Here is a 22,252-nt window from a genome sequence, read left to right on the forward strand (position 1 = left end):
GGCTATTCGTTCTCGCGCACGCCCAGTTCGTCGAGCGCGCTCTGCATCATTCCCGCGGCGGCCTCGCTGAGCTTCTCGTGGTCGAGCGCGTAGCGGATGGTCGCCTCGATCAGCCCCAGGTGGGTGCCGCAGTCGAACCGGGTACCGCGGAAACGGTAGGCGTTGACGGTCTCCTCGGCCAGCAGCGAGGAAATCGCGTCGGTGAGCTGGATCTCGCCTCCGGCGCCCGGCGGGGTCGCTTCGAGCAGTTCGAAGATCCGCGGGTTGAGCACGTAGCGGCCGACCACGGCCAGGGTGCTGGGCGCGACCTCGGGCTTGGGCTTTTCGACCATCGCGCGGATCCGGCCCTGGCGCTCGTCGAAGTCGTCGGTCGCGACGATGCCGTAGCTGGCGGTCTTCTCGCGCGGCACGTCCTGCACCGCGATCACGCTGGAACCGCCCTGCTGGGCGACGTCGGCCATCTGCGACAGCGCGCCGGGACCGCGGTTCCAGATCAGGTCGTCCGGCAGCAGCACCGCGAACGGCTCGTCGCCGATCACCGGCCTGGCGCACAGCACCGCATGGCCCAGGCCCTTGGCCTCGGGCTGGGTCACGAACACCGCGCGTACGCCCTTGGGCAGGACGTGCCGGACCAGCTCCAGTTGCTCGTGCTTGCCGGCCCGCTCCAGTTTCTGTTCGAGTTCGTAGGCCTTGTCGAAGTAATCGGCCACCGCGTGCTTGTAGCGGTTGGTGATGAACACCAGGGTGTCGCAACCGGCCTCGATCGCCTCATCGACGGCGTACTGGATCAGCGGTCGGTCGATGACCGGCAACATCTCCTTGGGAACGGTCTTGGTGGCGGGAAGGAACCGGGTGCCGAGGCCGGCGACCGGAAAAACGGCTTTGCGAATGCGGGGAAACTGTCTGGACTGTTGGGACATCAAATCTTCCTGGCGCTACGAGCGGGAAATGCAACGACCGTGGTCGAGTCGTTCGCCCCGATGGCAGGCGCGTCTTCGGGCAGGAACTCGGGCACCGTCGTCCGCAACAGGGTAGCAAGGGTTTCGCAATCGTATGTTTCCGATGCCGAACGCATGGCCCTGATCGCGACGCTGATCTCGTTGCTGACCACGGTGCGCGGTTCGGCCTGCAGGATCTTCGGATGCGCGGTCGGCCGGTAGCGCTCGTCGGCGTGGAACAGCGTCTCGTGGAGCTTCTCGCCCGGGCGCAGGCCGGTGTACACCACCGCGATGTCGCGCCCCGGCTGCTTGCCGGCGAGACGGATCATCTGGTCGGCAAGCAGGCGTATCGGCACCGGCTCGCCCATGTCGAGGGTGTAGATCGCCTCGTGGGTACCGATCGCCGATGCCTGCAGGATCAGCTGGCAGGCCTCGGGGATGGTCATGAAATAACGGGTGACCTCGGGGTCGGTCACGGTCACCGGTCCGCCGTTGCGGATCTGCTCGCGGAACAGCGGCACCACGCTGCCGGCGGAATCGAGCACATTGCCGAAGCGCACGGTGACGAAGCGCGTGGTCCGCTCGTTGGCCAGCGACTGGCACACCATCTCGGCCAGGCGCTTGGTCGCGCCGAGCACGTTGACCGGATCCACCGCCTTGTCGGTGGAGATCAGAACGAAGGTGCCGACGCCGGCGTCGCGGCAGGCCCCGGCCACCGTGGCGGTCGCCAGCACATTGTTGCGCACCGCCTCGCGCAGCTGTCCTTCCAGCAGCGGCACCTGCTTGTAGGCGGCGGCGTGGAAGGCGGCCTCGGGCTCGCACAGGCGCAGCGCGTAGGCCATCACCGCCGGGTCGCCGCAGTCGCCGAGCACCGGGATGTATTCCAGATCCGGGAAGTCGCGGCGCAACGCCGCCTCGGTGGTGGTCAGCGCAAGCTCGTCGATCTCGACCAGGGCGATCCGGCGCGCGCCATGGCGGGCGCACTGGCGGCACAGTTCCGAGCCGATCGAGCCGCCGGCGCCGGTCACCAGCACCGAACGGGCGCCCAGCCAGTGACGGATCGCCTTCCAGTCCGGCAGCACCGGCTTGCGTCCGAGCAGGTCCTCGATCGCGACTTCCTTGAGTTCGCCGGGCAGCGAGCGCCCTTCGAGCACGTCGGCCAGCCGCGGCACCATCCGGAACGGCAGGCCGGTGCGCTCGCAGGCGACCAGCACCCGCTGCAACGCGGTGGCGTCGGCCGACGGCATCGCGATCACCAGCAGTTTGGCCGCGGTCTCGCGCGCGATCTCGGCGACGTCGCCGACCTTGCCCAGCACCGGCACACCCTGCACCTTGGTGCCGCGCATGCGCGCCGCGTCGTCGAGGAAGCCGACCGGCTGATAGGTGCCGAAACGGCGCAGGTCGCGGACCAGTGCCTCGCCGGCGTGACCGGCACCCAGGATCAGGATCCGTACCGAGGCGGCGTTGGCGCGCTCGGTGGCGCTGTCCTTCCAGGCGCGATAGAGCAGTCGCGGTGCCCCCAGCAGCGCCATCAGCGCGAGCGGGTAAAGCACCAGCACGGTGCGCGAGACCAGGTCGAGCCGGTTGTAGAGGAACAGCCCCAGCGCGATCGTCAGCAGGCCCAGGGTGCAGGCCTTGAAGATGTTCCACAGGTCCGGGACGCTGGCGAACCGCCACAGCCCGCGGTACAGGCCGACCTGCCACAGCACCAGTCCCTGGGCCGCCAGCACCAGCGCGATCTCGGTCGACCACAGCGGCATTTCCGGGGGATTGGGCAGGATTCCGAAGCGCAGCCGGTGCAGGCCCTGCCACACCAGCCAGACCATGGCCAGGTCGTGGGCGACGACGGCCACGCGGGGCACGGTGGCTCTCAATCGATCCTGCCAGCTGCTCATTGGACTACTCGTTCTCCTTCCAGGATGGAGCAGCGGCATCGGTGCCCGCCCCTCGGCTGTATTGCAGCCACCCCCACAAAATGGCCGCGGACATATACCACGTGAACAGGGAAGACGCGATGAAGGTCGTTACGTGTTCCTTCATGATCAGGGCGACCGCCGCACCGGCCAGCGTCGCCAGCGCATAGCCGAGCGTGACCGCCCTGTGGCCATGGCGGCGGGCGCAGGCCTGGTAGGCATGCTGGGTGTGCGCCGTCCACCAGCGCTCCCGCCGCAGCACCCTTCGCGCCAGGGTCAGACCGGCATCGACCAGGAACGGGGCCAGCGGCAGCAGCAGCCAGGCCGCGGCGGTGCCTCCCTGGCCCGTCGCGATCGCGCACAGCGCGCCGATCGCGTAACCGATCGCACCGCTGCCGACATCGCCCATGAAGATCCTGGCGGTCGGCAGGTTGAATGGCAGGAAGCCGGCACAGGCGGCCGCCAGCGCCAGTGCGACCAGCGGCCACGGCCCGCCAAGCCCGAGCGCGAGCAGGCCGCCGACGATCAGCGCCTGGCTGGCGGCCAGGCCGTCGATCCCGTCCATGAAGTTCCAGACGTTGGTCAGCACCAACGGCGCGAGGAAGGCGATCGCCACCGTCGCCGGGGCGCCCGAGCCGGCATGGACGGCCGCCGCGAACAGCGCGCTGGCCAGGACGTGCACCAGCAGCCGCAAGGCCGGCGACAGCGGTCGGTGGTCGTCGACCCAGCCGATCGCCGCGACCAGGGCGAACCCGGTCGCGAAAGCGGCCAGTGCGAGGCCACCGCCCAGGGCAGTCCATCCGATCGCGACCGCGACCAGGACCGCGACCACGATGGCGATGCCGCCGCCCCGCGGTGTCGCCACGTTGTGGCTGCGGCGCTCGCCGGGCTCGTCCAGCAGGCGGCGCGCCAACGCATAGCGACGCGCGAGCCAGGTGCCCGCGAACCCGATCGACAGAAACAGCAGCGCGCCGCCGACGGCCGTCAGGCTCATACGACGGCGTAGTTCAGCAGCGGCTTGACCGAGCCCCACTCCTTGCAGCTGGGGCACTGCCAGTGGTGGCTGCGGGCGCCGAAACCGCAGCGGGTGCAGCGGTAACTCGGATTGCGCACCAGCAACTGGTCGGTGATGTGCTTGAGGTCGTGCAGGGTCGCCATCGGGTCGGCGCCCTCGGCCAGGGTCAGGTCGATCAGCGCCGCTTCGCCGCGCACCGAGGGCCGGTCCTTGAGTTGCTGGGCCAGATAGGCGCGCGCCGCGGCGACGCCCTCCTGGGCCTCGACCATGCGGGTCAGCGCCAGCACCGGCGCGATGCCGCGGTAGTGTTCGCACATCTCCGCGAGGAACGCGCGCGCGCCGGTGGTCTCGCCGCTGCGGTCGTAGCTGGACAACAGCGCCGGCAGCACCTCGGGCAGGTAGTCGGGGTCGCTGCGGGCGACCCGCTCGAAGGCGCGGATCGCGGCCGCGTCGCGACCGGCCTCGATCTCGATCCGCCCCTCGATCATGCCGGCGCGGACGGAATTGGCATCGGCCTCGTAGGCACGGGCGACCGCGGCGCGGGCGGCATCGACATCGCCGCCGGCGCGATGCTTGTCGGCCAGTTCGCACTCGAACTGGGCGATCAGCTTGCCCATCGCCTCGCCGGTCGCAGCCTCGTAGCGCTGCGCGTTCTCGATCGCCTTGTCCCAGTCGCGCTCGGACTGATAGATGCCGATCAGGTGGCGCAAGGCCAGCGGCGCCCGCATGTCGAGCGCGACCAGGTCGCTGAACACGGTCTCGGCGCGGTCGAGCAGGCCCGAGCGCATGTAGTCCTCGCCCAGCGCCAGCAGCGCCTGCACCTTCTGGGTGTCGCTCAGGCCGGGACGCTGGACCAGCGCCTGGTGCAGGCGGATCGCGCGGTCGACCTCGCCGCGGCGGCGGAACAGGTGGCCGAGCGCGACCTGGGTCTCGAAGGTTTCCTTGTCGAGCTCGGCGATATGCAGGAACAGCTCGATCGCCTTGTCCGGCTGTTCGTTGAGCAGGTAGTTCAGGCCGCGGAAATAGGTGGTCGACAGGCGGCTGACCTGGGTATCGCTATGGCGTTCGCCGCCGCGCCGCCCGATCACCCAGCCGCTGATCGCCGCGACCGGCAGCAGCAGGAAAAACCAGAACCACTCGCTGATGAATTCCATCGATCAGGAGGCTCCGTCCGCGGGTTCGATGGGGCGGGTCGCCGGCGGCTGCTTCTGCATGCGGGAAAGGCGCGCGCGCAACGGCAGCACCACGCTCAGAGTGATCGCCACCCCGCCCAGCAATACGCCCAGCAGCAGGGTCAGGATCAGCGCCATGCCCAGCGGTGGCGTGACCTGGCTGAAGGCCAGGTCGATCGACACCGGGGCGCGGTTCAATGCGCCCAGGACGCCTCCCGCGGCGAGACAGGCTATCGCTATGAGTAGACGGATCAGGCGCATCTCAGCCTCGGTCGATCGACGGGTTCGGGACTAGCTTAGCCGAGGACGGCATGGCTCAAGAAGTTCCGGCCGCATGCGCGAGCGGCATGCAGCGGAAAGCACTGCCCGGGCCGCGAAGGTCGCAGCGCAGACGGAACACACAGGTGCGGGACGGGTCGTGCGGCGCGTGCCGCGCGGCTCATCCGGTGGCGGCATCGCCCAGCGGCATCACTTCGCTGACGCGTTCGCGCAGCTCCTTGCCGGGCTTGAAATGCGGTACATGCTTGCCCGGCAGCGCGACCGACTCGCCGGTCTTCGGATTGCGCCCCATCCGCGGCGGCCGGTAATGCAGCGAGAAGCTGCCGAATCCGCGGATCTCGATGCGGTCGCCGCCGGCCAGCGCGCCGCTCATCATTTCGAGCAGGGCCTTGACCGCCAGGTCCACGTCATCGCCCTTCAGATGGGCCTGACGCTGCGACAGGATCTCGATCAGTTCGGACTTGGTCATGGGCAATGCGGACCGCTGACATTGGACGACGGGGGTGAAGCTACCATCGGTTGCCATCACAGGAAAAACCCTGCTTGGGCAACACCTTACATAAGAAAGGCGGCCCGGCCAATGACCGGGCCGCCTCGGGTACCGCGATTGCCGATTACTCGGACTTGCTGCCCAGCTGCTCGCGCAGCAGCGCGCCCAGCTTGGTGGTGCCGCTGGCGGCGTCGGCGTTGGCGCGGTTGTAGTCGGCCACGGCCTCCTGCATCTCCGCCTCGTCCTTCGCCTTGATCGACAGCTGCATCACACGGCCCTTGCGGTCCATGCCGATGAAGCGGGCTTCGACGTTGTCGCCGACCTTCAGGTACTTGCCGGCGTCCTCGACGCGCTCGGCGGCGATGTCGCGGGCGGCGATGTAGCCCTCCACACCGTCGGCCAGCTCGATGACGGCGCCCTTGGCGTCGACTTCCTTGACCGTACCGGTGATCAGCGAGCCCTTGGCGTTGGACGCCACGAACTGGCCCAGCGGGTCCTGCTCAAGCTGCTTCAGGCCCAGGCTGATGCGCTCGCGCTCCGGATCGACCGCCAGCACGACCGCCTCGAGGGTGTCGCCCTTCTTGAAGTTGCGGACCACGTCCTCGCCGGTGGTGTTCCAGCTGATGTCGGACAGGTGGACCAGGCCGTCGATGCCGCCGTCCAGGCCGATGAAGATGCCGAAGTCGGTGATCGACTTGACCTGGCCCTCGACCTTGTCGCCCTTCTTGTGGATGACCGCGAAGGTCTCCCACGGGTTCGAGCTGACCTGCTTCATGCCCAGCGAGATGCGGCGACGCTCCTCGTCGACGTCCAGGACCATGACCTCGACCTCGTCGCCGACCTGGACGATCTTCGACGGGTTGACGTTCTTGTTGGTCCAGTCCATCTCGGACACGTGCACCAGGCCCTCGACGCCCGGCTCGATCTCGACGAACGCACCGTAATCGGTGACGTTGGAGACCTTGCCGAACACGCGGGTGTTGGCCGGGTAGCGGCGCGAGATGTTGTCCCACGGATCCTCGCCCAGCTGCTTGAGGCCGAGGCTGACGCGGTTGCGCTCGCGGTCGTACTTGAGCACGCGCACTTCCAGCTCCTGGCCGACTTCCACCACCTCGGACGGGTGACGCACGCGCTTCCACGCCATGTCGGTGATGTGCAGCAGGCCATCGATGCCGCCGAGGTCGACGAACGCGCCGTAGTCGGTGAGGTTCTTGACCACACCCTTCAGCACGGCGCCCTCGACCAGCTTCTCCATCAGCTGCTCACGCTCGGCGCTGTACTCGCTCTCGACCACCGCACGGCGGGAGACGACGATGTTGTTGCGCTTGCGGTCGAGCTTGATGAGCTTGAACTCCAGCTCCTTGCCTTCCAGGTAGGCGGAGTCGCGGACCGGGCGGACGTCGACCAGCGAGCCCGGCAGGAAGCCGCGCACGTCCTTGATGTCGACGGTGAAGCCGCCCTTGACCTTGCCGCTGATGCGGCCGGTGATGGTCTCGTTGTTCTCCAGCGCCTGCTCGAGCTCGTCCCACACCATCGCGCGCTTGGCCTTCTCGCGCGACAGCACGGTCTCGCCAAAGCCGTTCTCGATCGAGTCGAGGGCGACCTTGACCTCGTCGCCCTCGGCAACGTCGATCTCGCCGGCGTCGTTACGGAACTGCTCGATCGGCACGATACCTTCGGACTTCAGGCCCGCGTTGATCACCACCACGTCGCCGCGGACTTCCACGACGGTGCCGGTCACGATCGCGCCGGGCTTCAGCTTCGCCAGGTTCTGCTGGCTCTGCTCGAACAGTTCTGCAAATGATTCGGTCATTGTTGATTACTCGGTTGGACACACAGGCCGGAGGCCTGCCGACTCGAGATATCGATCTCGCGAAGGCAAATCGAACGCTTCCGGCCCACCCGTTGAGATATGGCACGATGCGGCTGCGCCACGTGTAATGGATGAATCCGCCACGACAGCCGTGGCGGGGCTTTTCCCCTGCGGAAGGCCCCGTGCCGGGCCAACGGCGGGCCGGTGCCGCCTCTGCCGACTCCGTTTCCGGAGCGGTTCGTCGACGCGATTCGCGCCGGTTAAGGCTTCACCAGGGCCAGCACCTGCTCGACGACGGCGTCGATGTCCATGCCGGTGGTGTCAATGTGGACGGCGTCATCGGCCGGCCTCAACGGCGCCACCGCACGCTGGGCATCGCGCGCGTCGCGGGCGAGGATCTCCCGCAGGAGACCGTCCAATGTAACCGAAACCCCTTTGTCATTCAACTGTTTATAGCGCCTTTGCGCGCGTTCCTCGGCGCTGGCGGTCAGGAATACCTTGAACGGGGCATCGGGAAAGATCACCGTGCCCATGTCGCGGCCGTCGGCGACCAGGCCCGGCGGCTGCCGGAACCGCCGCTGGCGGTCCTTCAGCGCGGCCCGCACCTCGGGGATGGCGGCGATCGCCGAGGCGGCGGCGCCGGCGGTTTCGGTGCGCAATTCGTCGGTGGCGTCGGTGCCGTTGACCAGCACCCGCGGTTCGCCCCGCCCGTCGTCGCGGAATCCCACCTCGGTATCGAAGGTGCAGCGGACCAGGGCGCCGTGATCGTCGAGATCGAGGTCGGCCCAGCCGGCCGCGACCCCGACCGCGCGGTACAGTGCGCCGGAGTCCAGGTAGCGCCAGCCCAGGCGGGCGGCGACCATCCGGCTGATGGTGCCCTTGCCTGAACCGGAGGGGCCGTCGATGGTGAGTACCGGCACGGTGGCCGCGGGGGACTGGGCTTCGTTATGCATGGCCGGCATTATGAACGGCGGCAGCCCGGAATGGGCCCTCGTGTTCAGCGAATCCGCTAACGACTTGATCCGACAGCGGAATGGCCGCTATACTCGCCGGCTTGATTCATCTTCCCGCTTCTTTTTACTGCCGAGGTCTGTCATGAAGGTCCTGTCCTCCCTGAAGTCGGCGAAGGCCCGTCACCGCGACTGCAAGGTCGTCCGCCGTCGTGGCAAGGTCTTCGTGATCTGCAAGTCGAACCCGCGTTTCAAGGCGCGTCAGCGCTGAAGAAACCAGGCATGTCCAAGGCGCGTCAGCGCTGAAGAAACCTGGCATGCCCAAGGCGCGCCAGCGCTGAGGAAACCAGGTATGTCCAAGGCGCGTCAGCGCCGAGGAAGCCCAGGTTCGCAGAAAGGCCGCCGAGAGGCGGTCTTTCCGTATCCGGAGTTCGAACCGCGACCCGGGCCGGCGCATGCCGACGGCGCCGAAGTTGCCATTCCGTGACGACGGTGACGGCCAGCCCCTGCGGGATTGCGCCGGCAGTGCATACAATCGCCGTAGTCCAATGCGAGGTGCCGCGTGATGAAGCCGTTCCGCTCCAAGTCGATTGTCGTCTCCGCCCTGCTCGCGTTGTCGGTCGTCTCCACCGCCGCCAGCGCCGAGACCCTGCTGATCGAGCGCGTGCGCGAGTCCGCCAGCGCCAACCTGCCGGCCCGCGGCATGACCATGGCCCAGGTCGAGGCCCGCTACGGCGCGCCCTCGCAGCGCATGGAGCCGCGCGGCGGCCAGAAGCGCCAGTGGCCGACCATCAACCGCTGGGTCTACCCCGCCTTTACCGTCTACTTCGAGAAGAGCCGGGTCATCGACGCGGTGGCCAACCAGGCCAACGCCAACGAGATCGGCCCGAAGTCCCCGATCAACTGACCGCATCGCCCGAGCCATAGATGACCCGACCCGAGTTGCGCTTCCCGGCGGAATGGGAATCCCAGTCCGCCATCCTGATCGCGTGGCCGCACGCCGATACCGACTGGGCCGAACGTCTCGGGGAGGTCGAGGAAACCTACATCGCGCTGGTCGCGGCGATCACCCGCTTCCAGCCGGCGGTGATCTGCGTCGCCGACGCCGACGTGGAGACCTATGCCGAGATGCGGCTGCGCTCCAACCGCGTCGACATGGAGCGCGTGCGCTTCGTCGAGGTCGGCTACGACGATACCTGGCTGCGCGACTCCGGGCCGATAAGCCTGATGTACGGGGACGGCGATCCTGGCGCGACGCATGGTGCCGGATCGCCGCGCTTCCGGTTGCTGGATTTCCGCTTCACCGGCTGGGGCGGCAAGTTCGAGGCCAGCCGCGACGATGCCCTGGTCGGCGCCCTCGACGAGATCAGGTTGTTTGCGAACAGTGACCGGCAGGTCATTGATTTTGCATTGGAAGGCGGGGCCATCGACACCGATGGACAAGGCACGCTGCTGACCACCTGGCGGTGCCTGCACGAACGCCATCCGGATCTCGACCGCGATCAGCTGGGCACCCGCCTGGCCGACTGGCTGCGCCAGGAACGGGTGCTGTGGCTCGATCACGGCTACCTGGAAGGCGACGACACCGACGCCCACGTCGACACCCTCGCCCGCTTCGCCAGCGTCGACTCGATCGTCTACCAGGCCTGCGACGACAGCGACGACAGCCACCATGCCGAGCTGACCGCGATGGGCGCGGAACTGGCGGCCCTGCGTACCCGCGACGGCCGTCCCTATCGCCTGTTCCCGCTGCCGTGGGCACGCCCGATCGTCGACGACGGCCGGCGCCTGGCGGCCAGCTACGCGAACTTCCTGATCGTCAACGGCGCGGTGCTGATGCCGGCCTACGACGACCCCGCCGATCAGGCTGCCGCTGCGGTGCTGGCGCAGGCCTTTCCCGACCGCGAGATCGTGCCGGTGCCGTGCCGCCCGCTGATCTGGCAGAACGGCAGCCTGCACTGCATCACCATGCAACTGCCGGCGGGGCTTCTGGGCTGACGCCCGAACGCGCCCAGCGCCCGGCTGCGCAGCGCGCATCCCATCCCCATCCGCGCCCTCGACGCCAACGGCCCCCTGGCCCGGCGCCTGCACTCCATACGCATACAATGCCGGCATGAAGACCAGAACCCTGCCCGTTGCCCTGATCCAGGAAAAGAACCACGGCGGCGCCGAGGACAACCTCGCCGTCATCGAGGCGCGCGTCGCCGAGGCCGCCCGCCAGGGCGCCAAGCTGGTGCTGTTGCAGGAACTGCACAACGGCGCCTACTTCTGCCAGCACGAGTCGGTCGACGAGTTCGACCTGGCCGAGACCATCCCCGGCCCCTCGACCGAGCGACTCGGCCGGCTGGCGAAGCGGCACGGCGTGGTCCTGGTCAGCTCGCTGTTCGAGAAGCGCGCGACCGGGCTCTACCACAACACCGCGGTGGTGTTCGATGCCGACGGCTCGACCGCCGGCAAGTACCGCAAGATGCACATCCCCGACGATCCGGGCTTCTACGAGAAGTTCTACTTCACGCCCGGCGATATCGGCTTCGAGCCGATCGACACCTCGGTGGGCCGGCTCGGCGTGCTGGTGTGCTGGGACCAGTGGTATCCCGAGGGCGCGCGGCTGATGGCGCTGGCCGGCGCCGAACTGCTGCTGTATCCGACCGCGATCGGCTGGGACCCGGACGACGCCCAGGACGAGAAGAACCGCCAGCGCGACGCCTGGGTCCTCAGCCACCGCGGGCACGCGGTCGCCAACGGCCTGCCGGTGCTCAGCTGCAACCGGGTCGGACACGAGGCGTCGCCGCTGGGCGCTTCGGGCATCGACTTCTGGGGCAACAGCCACGTGCTCGGCCCCCAGGGCGAGTTCCTGGCCGAGGCCGGTGGCGATCCGACCCTGCTGATGGCCGAGGTCGACCTGCAGCGCAGCGAGCACGTGCGGCGGATCTGGCCGTTCCTGCGCGACCGCCGCATCGACGCCTACGACGACCTGCTCAAGCGTTATCGCGACTGAGCGATGAGTCCGGCCGCGCGACTGCGCGAGGCAGGCGACGCTGACATGGCGGCAATCGCCGCACTGTACGCGGACGAGGTGCTGCACGGGGTCGCCACCTACGAATACCGGGTGCCGGAGGCGGCCGAGATGCGGCGCCGCTGGCGTCACCTGGTCGATCACGGCTTTCCGTACCTGGTCGCCGAGCTGGACGGCCGCTTCGCCGGCTACGCCTACGCCGGTCCCTATCGCGACCGCATCGGCTACCAGTGGACGGTCGAGGACACTGTCTACGTGGTTCCGGGCCTGCAGGGGCGCGGTGTCGGCCGGGCCCTGCTGCAGGCCTTGATCGAGCGTTGCGAGGCGATCGGCTTCCGGCAGATGGTCGCGGTGATCGGCGATGGCGGCAACCGTGCCTCGGTGATCCTGCACGAGCGGCTGGGCTTCCGTACCGTCGGAGTGTTCCGCGGCCTGGGGCGCAAACACGGGCGCTGGCTGGATACCGTGCAGATGCAACGCAGGCTCGGCGGTGGCGGTGGCGGTGGCGGTGGCGATGACGGGCTGGCGCCCCCGTTCGGCGTGATCTGGCCGGGCTGAGCCTGCCCGGCGCCGACGAACGGTCGTTGAATTTTAGAACGGTCGTGCTATTTTGCCGTCATGAACGCACTGGCCGCCACCTGCAAAGGCACCGCCACCCGCGAGGCGATCATCGATCAGGCCTACGGCTTCGCTTGTGCCGGCGGCCTGGAGAGCCTGTCGATCGGGCCGCTGGCGCAGGCGGTCGGCATGTCCAAGAGCGGCGTGTTCGCCCACTTCGGCTCGCGCGAGGACCTGCAACTGGCGGTCCTCGACCATGCCGGCGAGCGCTTCGTGAACGCGGTGCTGACGCCGGCATTGGCGCAGCCGCGCGGCCTGGCGCGGCTGCGCGCGATCGTGCTGGGCTGGTTCGACTGGGCCCGCCAGAACGAGGGCGGCTGTCTGCTGGTCGCCGCAGTCAGCGAGTACGACGACCGCCCCGGTCCGCTGCGCGATCGGGTATTGATGCAGCAACATGCCTGGCGCGGCGAGCTGGCCCGGGCGATCCGGCTGGCGGTCGACGTCGGCGAGCTCGGCGCCGATACCGAGCCCGAGCAGATGGCGTTCGAGCTGTATGCGATCGCGCTTGGCGTGCATCACGACGCCGGGCTGTTCGGCTACGCATCGGCCGCCGAGCGCGGCCGCAAGGGCCTCGAGCGGCTGCTGGGCGCTTACGCCGCCGAGCCCTCCCCCACCTCCTGAACGAAACCCGCAGGTACATGCCATGAACCGGGATACCCGCAATCACGCCTTGCCACGACAGAAAATAAGCACGACCGTTCGATCAAATATCATCGGGCGACTGATCCGTACCGCATTCGGACTCGGCGGCTGGCTGGCGCCGGAAACGACGGCGGCCCGCGCCGGCCGGCTATTCGCCACCCCGTTGGCGGCTACCCGCCGCGCCGCCGGCCAGCCGCTGCCGGCGGACGGGTGTCGGGTCGATGTCGACGCCGACGGCCACAGTGTCGTCGCCTATGTCTGGGGCGAGCCGGCGCGACAACCCTACGTGCTGTTCTCGCACGGCTGGTCCAGCCATGGCCTGCGCATCGACAGCTGGCTGCCTGCGTTGACCGCGGCCGGCTACGCGGTGGTCGGCTTCGACCAGTTCGCGCACGGCCGCAGTCCGGGCCGACAGACCACCCTGCCCGGATTCCGCGACCATCTGCTCGCGGTCGGACGGCGGTTCGGGCCGGCCGCGGCGGTGATCGGTCATTCGCTCGGCGGTGCGGCGACCATGCTGGCGCTGGAGGCGGGCCTGCGCGCGGACCGCGTGGTGCTGGTCGCGCCGGCCGCCGACCCGATCGATGCCAGCCGTCGCTTCGCCGGCATGATCGGCCTGGCCGCCCATGTGTGCCGGCGCATGCGCGCGCAGTTCGAGTCGCGGCTGGGGATCCGCTTCGAGGACATGCAGGCACACACGGTGGTGCCGCACCTGGCGCAGCCGGCGCTGGTGGTGCACGACCTGCGCGACCGCGAAGTGCCCTGGAGCGAGGGCGAGCGCTACGCGCGGTTCTGGCCGCATGCGCGGCTGCTGACCACCGACGGCCTCGGTCACCGCCGCATCCTCGACGACCCGGAAGTGATTCGTGCCGGCGTCGACTTCATCGAAGGCAGGACGGTTGGCGACCGGATCGTCTCGACCCAGGACCTGCCCTATGGCTTCGCCTGAGCGGAACAAGCCATCACCGCTCGCATCACTATTACGCCAGGGAGGTGTTGTTGCCTTTCGTAGAAGCGGCGTCAGCCGCGATGGACGGTCCTGGGGAAAGACACCGGCCAGGACGATGCCCGTATCGTCGTCGCGACAGCCGCTGGCCACGGCGGATTGGCGGTGCGGGCTTGTCTCGCGCATGATGGCCCCCAGATCGAACGACCGGGCCCTCGCGCATCGGCGATGCCCCGATCGACCGCTTCCCACCGGATTCCTCCCGCATGACCGAAACCGCGACCGCCGCGCCGCCGACCTGGCGCGACCAGCCTCATGAAATCGTCGAACGCGAGGGCGTGCGCTACACCCTGCTGGGCACCGCGCACGTGTCGCAGGCCAGTGTCGACGCGGTCTGCGAGGCGATCGAGGGCGGCGGTTTCGACGCGGTGGCGGTCGAGCTCGATCCGCAACGCCTGCAGTCGCTGACCGACCCCGACGCGCTCGCCAAACTCGATCTGGTGCAGGTGATCCGCACCGGCCGCACCGCGTTGTTCGCGGCCAATCTCGCCCTGGCCGCCTATCAGCGCCGACTCGCCGAACAACTCGGGATCGAGCCCGGCGCCGAGCTCAAGCGCGCCGTGGTCGAGGCGCGCGAACGCGAACTGCCGGTGCACCTGATCGATCGCGAGGTCGGCCTGACCTTCAAGCGCGCATCCAACAAGCTGGGCTTCTGGGGCCGGGCCAAACTCGGCGGCGGCCTGCTCGCCGGCTTGTTCGTCGACGAGCCGGTGCACGAGGACGACATCGAGAAGCTCAAGACCGGCGACATGCTCGCCTCCAGCTTCAGCGAGTTCGCCAGCGACAGCCCGGCGCTGTACGAGACCGTGATCGCCGAGCGCGACCGTTACATGGCCGCTCGCCTGCGCGAGAGCGCCGGCGACGCCCGCGAAGTGCTGGCGGTGGTCGGTGCCGGCCACCTGCAGGGCCTGGCCCGGCACCTGCGCGAGGAGCCGACGCCGCCGGTGAATATCCGCGAGGAACTGGAGGCATTGCCGAAGAAGAGCGATGTGCCGTGGTTCACCATCGCGCTGTCGGTGTTCGTGCTCGGCGGCTTCGCCTGGGGCTTCTGGCAGGGCGGCCTGGACGTGGGCTCCGACCTGCTGCTGCAATGGGTACTGGCCACCGGTCTGCTCGGCGCGCTGGGCTGCGCGATCGCCGGCGGACATCCGCTGAGCATCCTGGTCGCCTTCCTCGCCTCGCCGATCACTCCGCTGCATCCGGCCCTGGCCTCGGGCACCCTGAGCGCGCTGACCGAGGCCTGGGTGCGCAAACCGACCTATGCCGACTTCATGGCCCTGCGCGACGACGTCGGCACCCTGCGCGGCTGGTGGCGCAACCGGGTCGCCCGGGTCCTGCTCAACTTCTTCCTGACCAGCCTCGGCACCGCGATCGGCGTGTGGACCGGCGGCCTGCGCATGCTCGGCAAGTTGTTCGGCTGACTCCAAACCGCGCTCGACGCTTCCGGCAGCGCCTCATCGCGGCTTACGCCGCTCCTACGGGAGACGCTGACGGCGTGTCCGTGCGCTCCAGAATGGGTTTCGTAGGAGCTGCGTAAGCCGCGACCGGGATGTTTCCGTTAGAGGCCTGCGCCGCCTCTACGGGAGACGCTGACGGCGTGTCCACGCGCTCCAGGATGGGCTTCGTAGGAGCTGCGTGAGCTGCGACCGGGGTGTTTCCTGTTACAAGCTCCATCGCGGCCCACGCCGCTCCTACGGGAGATATCGCGAAGAGCATGCAACAGGCCCGGACGGTTTCCCGCCCGGGCCTGTTGCTGTCCAGCCTTGCGAGCGGGGCCGGCGTTGGACGCCGGCCCTGTCGCGACATCACTCCACGTGCATCGCCGCGACCGCCGCGCCGGCCGGGTCCGGCGACTTGCCGCGGGCGCGGCGGATGATCCGGATCATGCCGTTGCGCAGATCGTCGAGGATCGCGTAGATCGTCGGCAGGAACAGCAGGCTGACCACGGTCGAGAACGCCAACCCACCGGCCACCGCGCGCGCCATCGGCGAGTACTCGGCGCCGCCGAGGACCACGGTGTCGCTCAGCGAGATCGGCACCATCGCCAGGATCGCGGTGCCCATCGTCATCATGATCGGACGCAGGCGTTCGCGGCTGCCCTCGACCAGCGCGTCGGTGCGCGACAGTCCGCGCCTTCGCAGATTGTTGATGTGCTCGATCATCACGATGCCGTTGTTCACCACCACGCCCATCAGCACCAGGATGCCGATGAAGGCCATGATGCTGAAGGTGGTGCCGGTGATCCAGAACAGCCAGAACACGCCGAACACCGAGAACAGCACGCAGCTCATGATCGCGGCCGGGAACAGCAGCGATTCGAACACCGCCGCCATCACCACGTAGATCATCACCAGCGCCAGCAGGGTGTTGAACATCATCTGCTTGGCCGCCTCGTCGTCGCGCTGGAACGCACTGCCGTCGAACGAGTAGGTGTAGCCGGGCGGGAACGCCATCGACTTGAGGGTCTCCTCCATCGCCTTGCGCGCGTCCGGGGTGGTGGTCTCGCCGGCCAGGTTGGCGGCGATCGTCACCGTGGTCTGGCGATTGGTGCGGCTGATCTGGGTCGCCGCCGGCACCACGCTGACATCGACCATGCTCAGCAACGGCACCGAGCGACCGTCGGCGGAACGGACCATGAAGCTCTCCATGTCCTCCACCCCGTACTTCTCGGCGCCGGCGAAGCGCACCCATACCGGCACCTCGGTCTGGCCGCGGCGGAACTCGCGCAGCTGCGCGCCGCGCAGGGCCAGACCGACGAAGCTCGACACTTCCTGCACGCTGAATCCGAACGCCGCCGCGCGCTCGCGGTCGACGGTCACGATCAGTTCGCTGTTCTGGTCGCCGGCGTCGACGCGCACGTCGCGCAGCTCGCTGCGGGCGGCCAGCACCGGGACGATGTCGCGGGCCAGATCGGTCAGCACCTGGGTCGAGTCGCCGACCAGTTGCACCTGCAGTCCCTCGTTGCCGCCGTCGCGGTCGCCCTGGCCGCGGATGCCGACCTCGACCCGCGCCGACTTCGGCAGCTCCTTGCTGATGATCTCGGTCAGCGGCTTGATGTCGCCGATCTCGTCGTCGAAGGTCACCATGGTGGCGGCGTCGCCCTGCTCGCTGTACCACGAGTAGATCTGCTTGATCTGCAGGCGCTCGCGGTTCGCTTCCAGGTACTTCTCGATCCGCAGCACCTCGTCGGAGATCTGCTCCTTGGTGTAGCCGCCGTTCCACTGGTAGTAGATCTGCGCTTCCTTGCCGCCGCCGCCGCCGAACATGTCGAACTTGGTCAGCGTCATCGGCACGATGCTGAGCGCGATGATCAGGATGATGCCGACCACGCTCCAGCCGCGGTGCTCCAGGGTCCAGCGCAGCGTGCCCGCGTAGCGGCGTTGCAGGCGCGAGATCAGGCCCTTCTCGTTCTGCACCGCCGGCGGCGTCTTCATCCGCGAGGACAGCATCGGGATCAGGCTGACCGCGACCAGCCACGACGCCAGCAGCGACACCGAGATCGTGATCGCGATCTGGGCCATGAAGATGCTGATGTTGTTGGTCTCGCCCAGCAGGTTGGGCAGGAACACGATGCAGTGGCACAGGGTGCCGGCGGACAGCGCGATGGCGACGTGGCGGGTGCCGACGATCGAGGCCTTGGCCGGCTGCCCGGGCATCCGTTCGCGTTCCTGGTAGATGCTCTCGACCACCACCACCGCGTTGTCGACCAGCATGCCGACCGCCAGCAGCAGGCCCATCAGGGTCAGCACGTTCAGGGTCACCCCGGAGAAGTGCATGAAGCCCAGGGTCATCACGAAGCAGATCGGAATCGCCAGGGTGACCATCAGCGTCGACGGCCAGTGGCGCAGGAAGAAGAACAGTACCGCGATCGACAGCAGCAGGCCGATCGCACCGGCCTCGGCCAGTTCGATCAGCGAGTCGGTGACCTCCTCGCCCTGGTTCTGGATCACCTTCAGGTCGATGCCGCTCAGTTCGGGCGACTCGCGGATCTCATCGACCACCTCCAGCACGCGCTTGGAGGTTTCGACCAGGTTGGCGTTGCGCTCCTTGTAGATGTCCAGGCCGACCGCGGCGCGCCCGTCCAGGCGGCGTCCATAGTCCATCCGCGAGCCCTTCAGCCGCACCTCGGCGATGTCGGACAGGCGCAGACCGTTGGCGCCGACGACCAGGTTGCGCAGCTGGTCGAGCGTGGTCAGCTCGCCGATCGGCTGCACCCGCAGGCGCAGACCGGCGTCGTCGATGGTGCCGGCCGAGACCGAGAAATTGACCGCGCGCAGGGTGGCGTTGAGTTCATTGAGATTGACCCCGTGCGCGGTCAGCCGCTCGGGGTCGATCGCGATCTCGATCTCGTTGGGCGGCGCGCCGCTGATCTCGACCCGGGCCACGCCCGGAACCCGCTCGATACGCCGCTTCATCTCGCGGTCGATCAGCTCGTAGGCGCCGGTCAGGTCGATGTCGGCGGCCAGGCGGACGCGCAGGAAGGCCTCGTCGCTGGTCGAGAACTTGTGGACGAAGTAGCGCTGGAAATCGTCCGGCAGCTCGTCGCGGATCGCATCGATGCGCTCGCGCGCCTCCGAGGCGGTGATCGCGATGTCCTTGTCCCAGTCGGAGAACTCCATGAACACGTAGGCGCCGTCGGCGCGCGCGCCGCCGCCCATCCGCTTGACCCCGTTGAGGGTCGCCAGCGCTTCCTCGACCGGCCGCAGCACCGTGCGCTCGACCTCTTCCGGGGTCGAGCCGGTGTACGGCAGCTGCACGAACAGGAACGGGGCCGAGACGTCCGGCAGCGCTTCCAGCGGCAACCGGAACGATGCGATCAGGCCGACCACGAACATCGACACGAACAGCATCACCGTGGTGACGGGACGTTTCAGGCTGAGTTCGGCGACTGTCATGCCTGCTGCTCTCCGCTGTCCAGGTCGCCGCGGGCATCGGCGGGCAATGCCGCGCCGACATGCAGACCGCGCGCGCCGCGCTCGCGGTAATAGGCGTCGCCACGGCGGTCGAGCAGGTCGTAGACCACCGGGATCACCACCAGGGTCAGCAGGGTCGAGACCAGCAGGCCGCCGATCACCGTGATCGCCATCGGCGAACGCACCTCCGCGCCCTCGCCCACCGCGATCGCCAGCGGCAGGAAGCCGAACAGCGTGCACAGCGTGGTCATGGTGATCGGACGCAGGCGCGAGCGCGCGCCCTCGATCAGCGCTTCATGCTTGCCCAGGCCGGACTCGCGCAACTGGTTGACCTTGTCGACCAGGATGATCGCGTTCTTGGTGACCAGTCCCACCAGCAGGATCAGGCCGATGAACACCACCACCGAGATCGTGTTGCCGGTCAGCATCAGCGCCAGCACCGCACCGACCATCGCCAGCGGGATGGTGAACAGGATCACGAACGGGTGCAGCAGCGACTCGAACTGCGAGGCCATGACCAGGTAGACCAGGAAGATCGCCAGGCCGAACGCGAACAGCAGCGAGGCGACCGACTCGGCCAGTTCCTCGCCCTGGCCGCCGATGTGCATGCGCACGCCCGGCGACAGCGGCCGTTCGTCGACCATCTTCTGCACTTCCTCGACCGCGGTGCCCAGGTCGATGCCGCGCAGGTTGGCCGAGATCACCGCGACCCGGACCTGATCGGCGCGATGGATCTCGCTGGGACCGGTGGTGGCCAGCACCTCGGCGACCGACTCCAGGGTCACCGGCCGGTTGCTGCCGGGATTGACGATCAATCGGCGGATGTCCTCGACCGACGCGCGATCGGACTCCTGGGCGCGGACCAGCACGTCGATCTTGCGATCACGGAAGCTGTAGCGGGTCGCGACCTCGCCACGCACCTTCTTGACCACCGCGTCGGCGATCTCGCGGGTGGTCAGGCCCAACGCGCCGGCCCGGTCCTGATCGAAGCGGATCTGGATTTCGGGGAAGCCCTGTTCGACCGTCGAAGTGACGTCGGCATAGTGGTCGTTGCCGCGCAGCATCGTCGCCATCTGCTGGCCGGCCTCCTGCAGCACGCCCAGATCGTCGCCGCGCAGTTCGATTTCCAGCGGCGTGGAGAAGCTGAACAGCTCGGGGCGGCTGAAATCGACCTGGGCGCCCGGGTGCGCCAGCATGGTTTCGCGCAGGCGCTCGGTCTCCTCGGCCTCGATCTTCTCGCTGCCGCCATCGGTCATCACGATGCTGATCTTGCCGATGTTCTCGCCGCTCTCGGTCGGGCTGGCGTCGAGCCGGGTGCCGCTGCCGGAGACGCCGAACATGGTGCGGACGCCGGGGTCCTCGCTGTGCTTGCGCTGGATGTCCTGCACCAGTGCGTCGGTATCGCGCAGCGGCGTGCCCGGCGGCAGCTTGACCGTCATCTCGAAGCGGTCCTGGGCCAGCTGCGGGATCAGGTCGGCGCCCAGCATCGGCACGATCGCCAGCGACGCGGCGAACGCCAGCGCGGCCACGCCCAGCACCAGACCCGGCCGCGCCAACGCCGCCGGCAACAGGCGCAGGTAGCCGCGCTCGGCACGTCCGTAGGGCGCCATCGCGATGTCGCTGGCCTTGCGCATCACCGGGCCGACCACCGCGGCCAGGCCGCGCCACAGGCGCACGAACACCCAGAACACACCGAACAGCGCACCGCGGATGCCGGTACCGATGCCGCGTCCGGTCGCCGCCAGCGGCTTCTGCAGCTTCGACTCCGGGTGCCAGCGCGGATGCGACGGCTCCTCCGGGAAGCTCATCGGCGCGCGGCCCTTGAGCGAGCTGAGCATCGGGATCAGGGTCATCGACACCAGCAGCGAGATCGCGATCGCCAGCGCCACGGTCAGCGCCTGGTCGCGGAACAGCTGGCCGGCGATGCCCTCGACGAACACCAGCGGCAGGAACACCGCGATCGTGGTCAGGGTCGAGGCGACCACCGCCATGCTGACCTCGCGGGTACCGGTGATCGCCGCTTCGAGGATGCCCAGGCCGCGCTCGCGCGCCTTGGCGATCGATTCCAGCACCACGATCGAGTCGTCGACCACCAGGCCGGTCGCCAGCGCCAGACCGCCCAGCGACATCACGTTGAGGCTCAGGTCCATCTGGCCCATGAAGAAGAAGGTGGTGACGATCGAGACCGGCAGCGACAGGCCGATCACGAAGGTGCTCCAGCCGTCGCGCAGGAACAGGAAGATGATCAGGATCGCCAGCAGGCCGCCGATCAGGGCGTCCTTCTTGACCTCGCTGATCGCGCTTCGGATGAACTGCGACTGGTCCTCGATGACGGTCAGCTCGAACTGTTCGGGCAGGGTCGACTCGAGTTGCTGCAGGCGCTTGTGGATCTGGTCGGCGGTCGACACCGTATTGGCGTCGCCCTCCTTGTAGATCGCCAGTTCGACCGCCTCCTTGCCGGCCAGGCGGATGATCGCCTCGCGCTCCTTGTAGCCCTGGCGGACCTCGGCGATGTCCTTCAACCGCACCGGCATGCCGCCGGCGGCGGTGCTCTGGCCGGAGGAGGATGCGCTCTGCACCGAGGCCGCGGCGGCCATCGCGCTGGCGTCGCCGGTGGCCGCGGCGACCCGCGCCATCTGCTCGGCCGCGCTGGTCGCGTCGCTGGCGCCCACGCGCTGGGTGGTCACCAGCATCTCGCGGATCTCGTCGACGCTGGCGAACTGGTTGACGGTGCGCACCAGATAGCGCTGCGAACCCTCCTCCAGGCGCCCGCCGGAGACGTTGACGTTCTCCTGCTGCAGGCGGGTGATCACGGTGTCGATCGGCAGGTTCAGCTGGGCCAGCTTCTGCTGATCGATATCGACCTGGATCTCGTCCTCCAGGCCGCCGCCGACCTTGACCGCGGCGACACCCTCGACCGGCTCGAGCTTCTTCTTCAGGTCGTCGTCGGCATAGCGGCGCATCGCGGTGAGCTGGCGCAGGCCGTCCCCCGAGGCCTCCTCCTTGACGCTGAGCGCGAGGCGGACGATCGGCTCGGTCGACGGATTGAAGCGCAGCAGCACCGGCTGCTCGGCTTCCTGCGGCAGCTGCAGCACCTCGATCTTGTCGCGCACCTCGAGCATGGCCTTGTCCATGTCGGTGCCCCAGGCGAACTCGAGCACGACATCGCTCTGGCCGGTGCGCGAGACCGACTTGAGCTTGCGCAGGCCCTTGACCACGCCGACCGCTTCCTCGACCGGCTCGGTGATCAGGGTCTCGATCTCCGACGGCGCCGCACCGGTGTACTCGGTGCGCACGGTCAGGGTCGGGAAGCTCAGGTCGGGCAGCAGGTTGACCTTCAGGTTGAACAGCGAGATCACGCCGAACAGCAGCAGGCTGATCGTGATCATCCAGATCGTCACCCGGCGGCGGGTGGAAAACTCGACCAGGTTGAAGCCGCGCGGCTCGGGCGGGGCGTGGTTCGTCACGGGGTCGCTCACGTCGGGCT

General features: G+C 68.4%; 18 protein-coding genes. 8 read left to right on the forward strand and 10 right to left on the reverse strand.

Annotated elements, in window-relative coordinates; all coding sequences use genetic code 11:
- Positions 1-2: 2 nt before the first annotated feature.
- From galU to cmk, 8 genes are all read right to left on the reverse strand, one after another.
- The gene (galU, locus tag C9I47_RS08975) at positions 3-920 is read right to left on the reverse strand and encodes a UTP--glucose-1-phosphate uridylyltransferase GalU (RefSeq protein WP_111266441.1); all 918 of its coding nucleotides are present in this window, start codon (positions 918-920) and stop codon (positions 3-5) included.
- Positions 920-2,833, reverse strand: a complete 1,914-nt coding sequence (locus C9I47_RS08980; protein ID WP_111266442.1) for a polysaccharide biosynthesis protein — start codon at positions 2,831-2,833, stop codon at positions 920-922. The genes galU and C9I47_RS08980 overlap by 1 nt, the downstream gene beginning before the upstream one ends.
- Positions 2,834-2,837: 4 nt before the next feature.
- Positions 2,838-3,845 (reverse strand): MraY family glycosyltransferase, encoded by a 1,008-nt coding sequence (locus tag C9I47_RS08985; RefSeq protein WP_111266443.1) that lies wholly within the window; start codon positions 3,843-3,845, stop codon positions 2,838-2,840.
- Positions 3,842-5,020: a lipopolysaccharide assembly protein LapB gene (gene lapB, locus C9I47_RS08990; RefSeq protein WP_111266444.1), complete on the reverse strand. Its 1,179-nt coding sequence runs from the start codon at positions 5,018-5,020 to the stop codon at positions 3,842-3,844. The genes C9I47_RS08985 and lapB overlap by 4 nt, the downstream gene beginning before the upstream one ends.
- Before the next feature lie 3 nt (positions 5,021-5,023).
- On the reverse strand, positions 5,024-5,236 hold the full coding sequence (locus tag C9I47_RS08995) for a lipopolysaccharide assembly protein LapA domain-containing protein (RefSeq protein WP_170288241.1): 213 nt from the start codon (positions 5,234-5,236) through the stop codon (positions 5,024-5,026).
- 241 nt (positions 5,237-5,477) lie between these two features.
- Positions 5,478-5,786, reverse strand: a complete 309-nt coding sequence (locus tag C9I47_RS09000; protein ID WP_111266446.1) for an integration host factor subunit beta — start codon at positions 5,784-5,786, stop codon at positions 5,478-5,480.
- A gap of 145 nt (positions 5,787-5,931) precedes the next feature.
- On the reverse strand, positions 5,932-7,620 hold the full coding sequence (gene rpsA / locus C9I47_RS09005) for a 30S ribosomal protein S1 (protein WP_111266447.1): 1,689 nt from the start codon (positions 7,618-7,620) through the stop codon (positions 5,932-5,934).
- Positions 7,621-7,880: 260 nt separating this feature from the next.
- Positions 7,881-8,573 carry a (d)CMP kinase gene (gene cmk, locus C9I47_RS09010; RefSeq protein ID WP_111268052.1) on the reverse strand — a complete coding sequence of 231 codons (693 nt, stop codon included), beginning with the start codon at positions 8,571-8,573 and terminating at the stop codon, positions 7,881-7,883.
- Positions 8,574-8,715: 142 nt separating this feature from the next.
- Here cmk and ykgO point away from each other — a divergent pair, with 142 nt between their 5' ends.
- The 8 genes from ykgO to C9I47_RS09050 all read left to right on the forward strand — a co-directional run bounded on the left by ykgO (position 8,716) and on the right by C9I47_RS09050 (position 15,273).
- The gene (ykgO, locus tag C9I47_RS09015) at positions 8,716-8,841 is read left to right on the forward strand and encodes a type B 50S ribosomal protein L36 (RefSeq protein ID WP_010342887.1); all 126 of its coding nucleotides are present in this window, start codon (positions 8,716-8,718) and stop codon (positions 8,839-8,841) included.
- Positions 8,842-9,135: 294 nt separating this feature from the next.
- The gene (locus tag C9I47_RS09020) at positions 9,136-9,477 is read left to right on the forward strand and encodes a hypothetical protein (RefSeq protein WP_111266448.1); all 342 of its coding nucleotides are present in this window, start codon (positions 9,136-9,138) and stop codon (positions 9,475-9,477) included.
- 20 nt (positions 9,478-9,497) lie between these two features.
- Positions 9,498-10,568 (forward strand): agmatine deiminase family protein, encoded by a 1,071-nt coding sequence (locus C9I47_RS09025; RefSeq protein ID WP_111266449.1) that lies wholly within the window; start codon positions 9,498-9,500, stop codon positions 10,566-10,568.
- A 115-nt stretch (positions 10,569-10,683) separates the two neighbouring features.
- The gene (locus C9I47_RS09030) at positions 10,684-11,568 is read left to right on the forward strand and encodes a carbon-nitrogen hydrolase (RefSeq protein ID WP_111266450.1); all 885 of its coding nucleotides are present in this window, start codon (positions 10,684-10,686) and stop codon (positions 11,566-11,568) included.
- Positions 11,569-11,571: 3 nt separating this feature from the next.
- The gene (locus C9I47_RS09035; RefSeq protein ID WP_111266451.1) at positions 11,572-12,144 is read left to right on the forward strand and encodes a GNAT family N-acetyltransferase; all 573 of its coding nucleotides are present in this window, start codon (positions 11,572-11,574) and stop codon (positions 12,142-12,144) included.
- 60 nt (positions 12,145-12,204) lie between these two features.
- Positions 12,205-12,825 carry a TetR/AcrR family transcriptional regulator gene (locus tag C9I47_RS09040; RefSeq protein WP_111266452.1) on the forward strand — a complete coding sequence of 207 codons (621 nt, stop codon included), beginning with the start codon at positions 12,205-12,207 and terminating at the stop codon, positions 12,823-12,825.
- 22 nt (positions 12,826-12,847) lie between these two features.
- A complete protein-coding gene (locus C9I47_RS09045) occupies positions 12,848-13,795 on the forward strand; it encodes an alpha/beta hydrolase (protein WP_111266453.1) in 948 nt (315 codons plus the stop codon).
- Between the two features lie 263 nt (positions 13,796-14,058).
- Positions 14,059-15,273, forward strand: a complete 1,215-nt coding sequence (locus C9I47_RS09050) for a TraB/GumN family protein (protein WP_111266454.1) — start codon at positions 14,059-14,061, stop codon at positions 15,271-15,273.
- Positions 15,274-15,657: 384 nt separating this feature from the next.
- Here the strand turns inward: C9I47_RS09050 and C9I47_RS09055 are convergent, their stop codons facing one another.
- Together C9I47_RS09055 and C9I47_RS09060 are read right to left on the reverse strand one after the other, a co-directional pair.
- Positions 15,658-18,747, reverse strand: a complete 3,090-nt coding sequence (locus C9I47_RS09055) for an efflux RND transporter permease subunit (protein WP_111266455.1) — start codon at positions 18,745-18,747, stop codon at positions 15,658-15,660.
- Complete coding sequence (locus C9I47_RS09060; RefSeq protein WP_223250070.1) at positions 18,744-22,244, reverse strand: efflux RND transporter permease subunit; 3,501 nt, start codon at positions 22,242-22,244, stop codon at positions 18,744-18,746. Before C9I47_RS09060 ends, C9I47_RS09055 begins: the two co-directional genes overlap by 4 nt.
- Positions 22,245-22,252: the final 8 nt, after the last annotated feature.

Source organism: Marilutibacter maris, from assembly GCF_003233695.1.
GTDB classification, from domain to species: domain Bacteria; phylum Pseudomonadota; class Gammaproteobacteria; order Xanthomonadales; family Xanthomonadaceae; genus Marilutibacter; species Marilutibacter maris.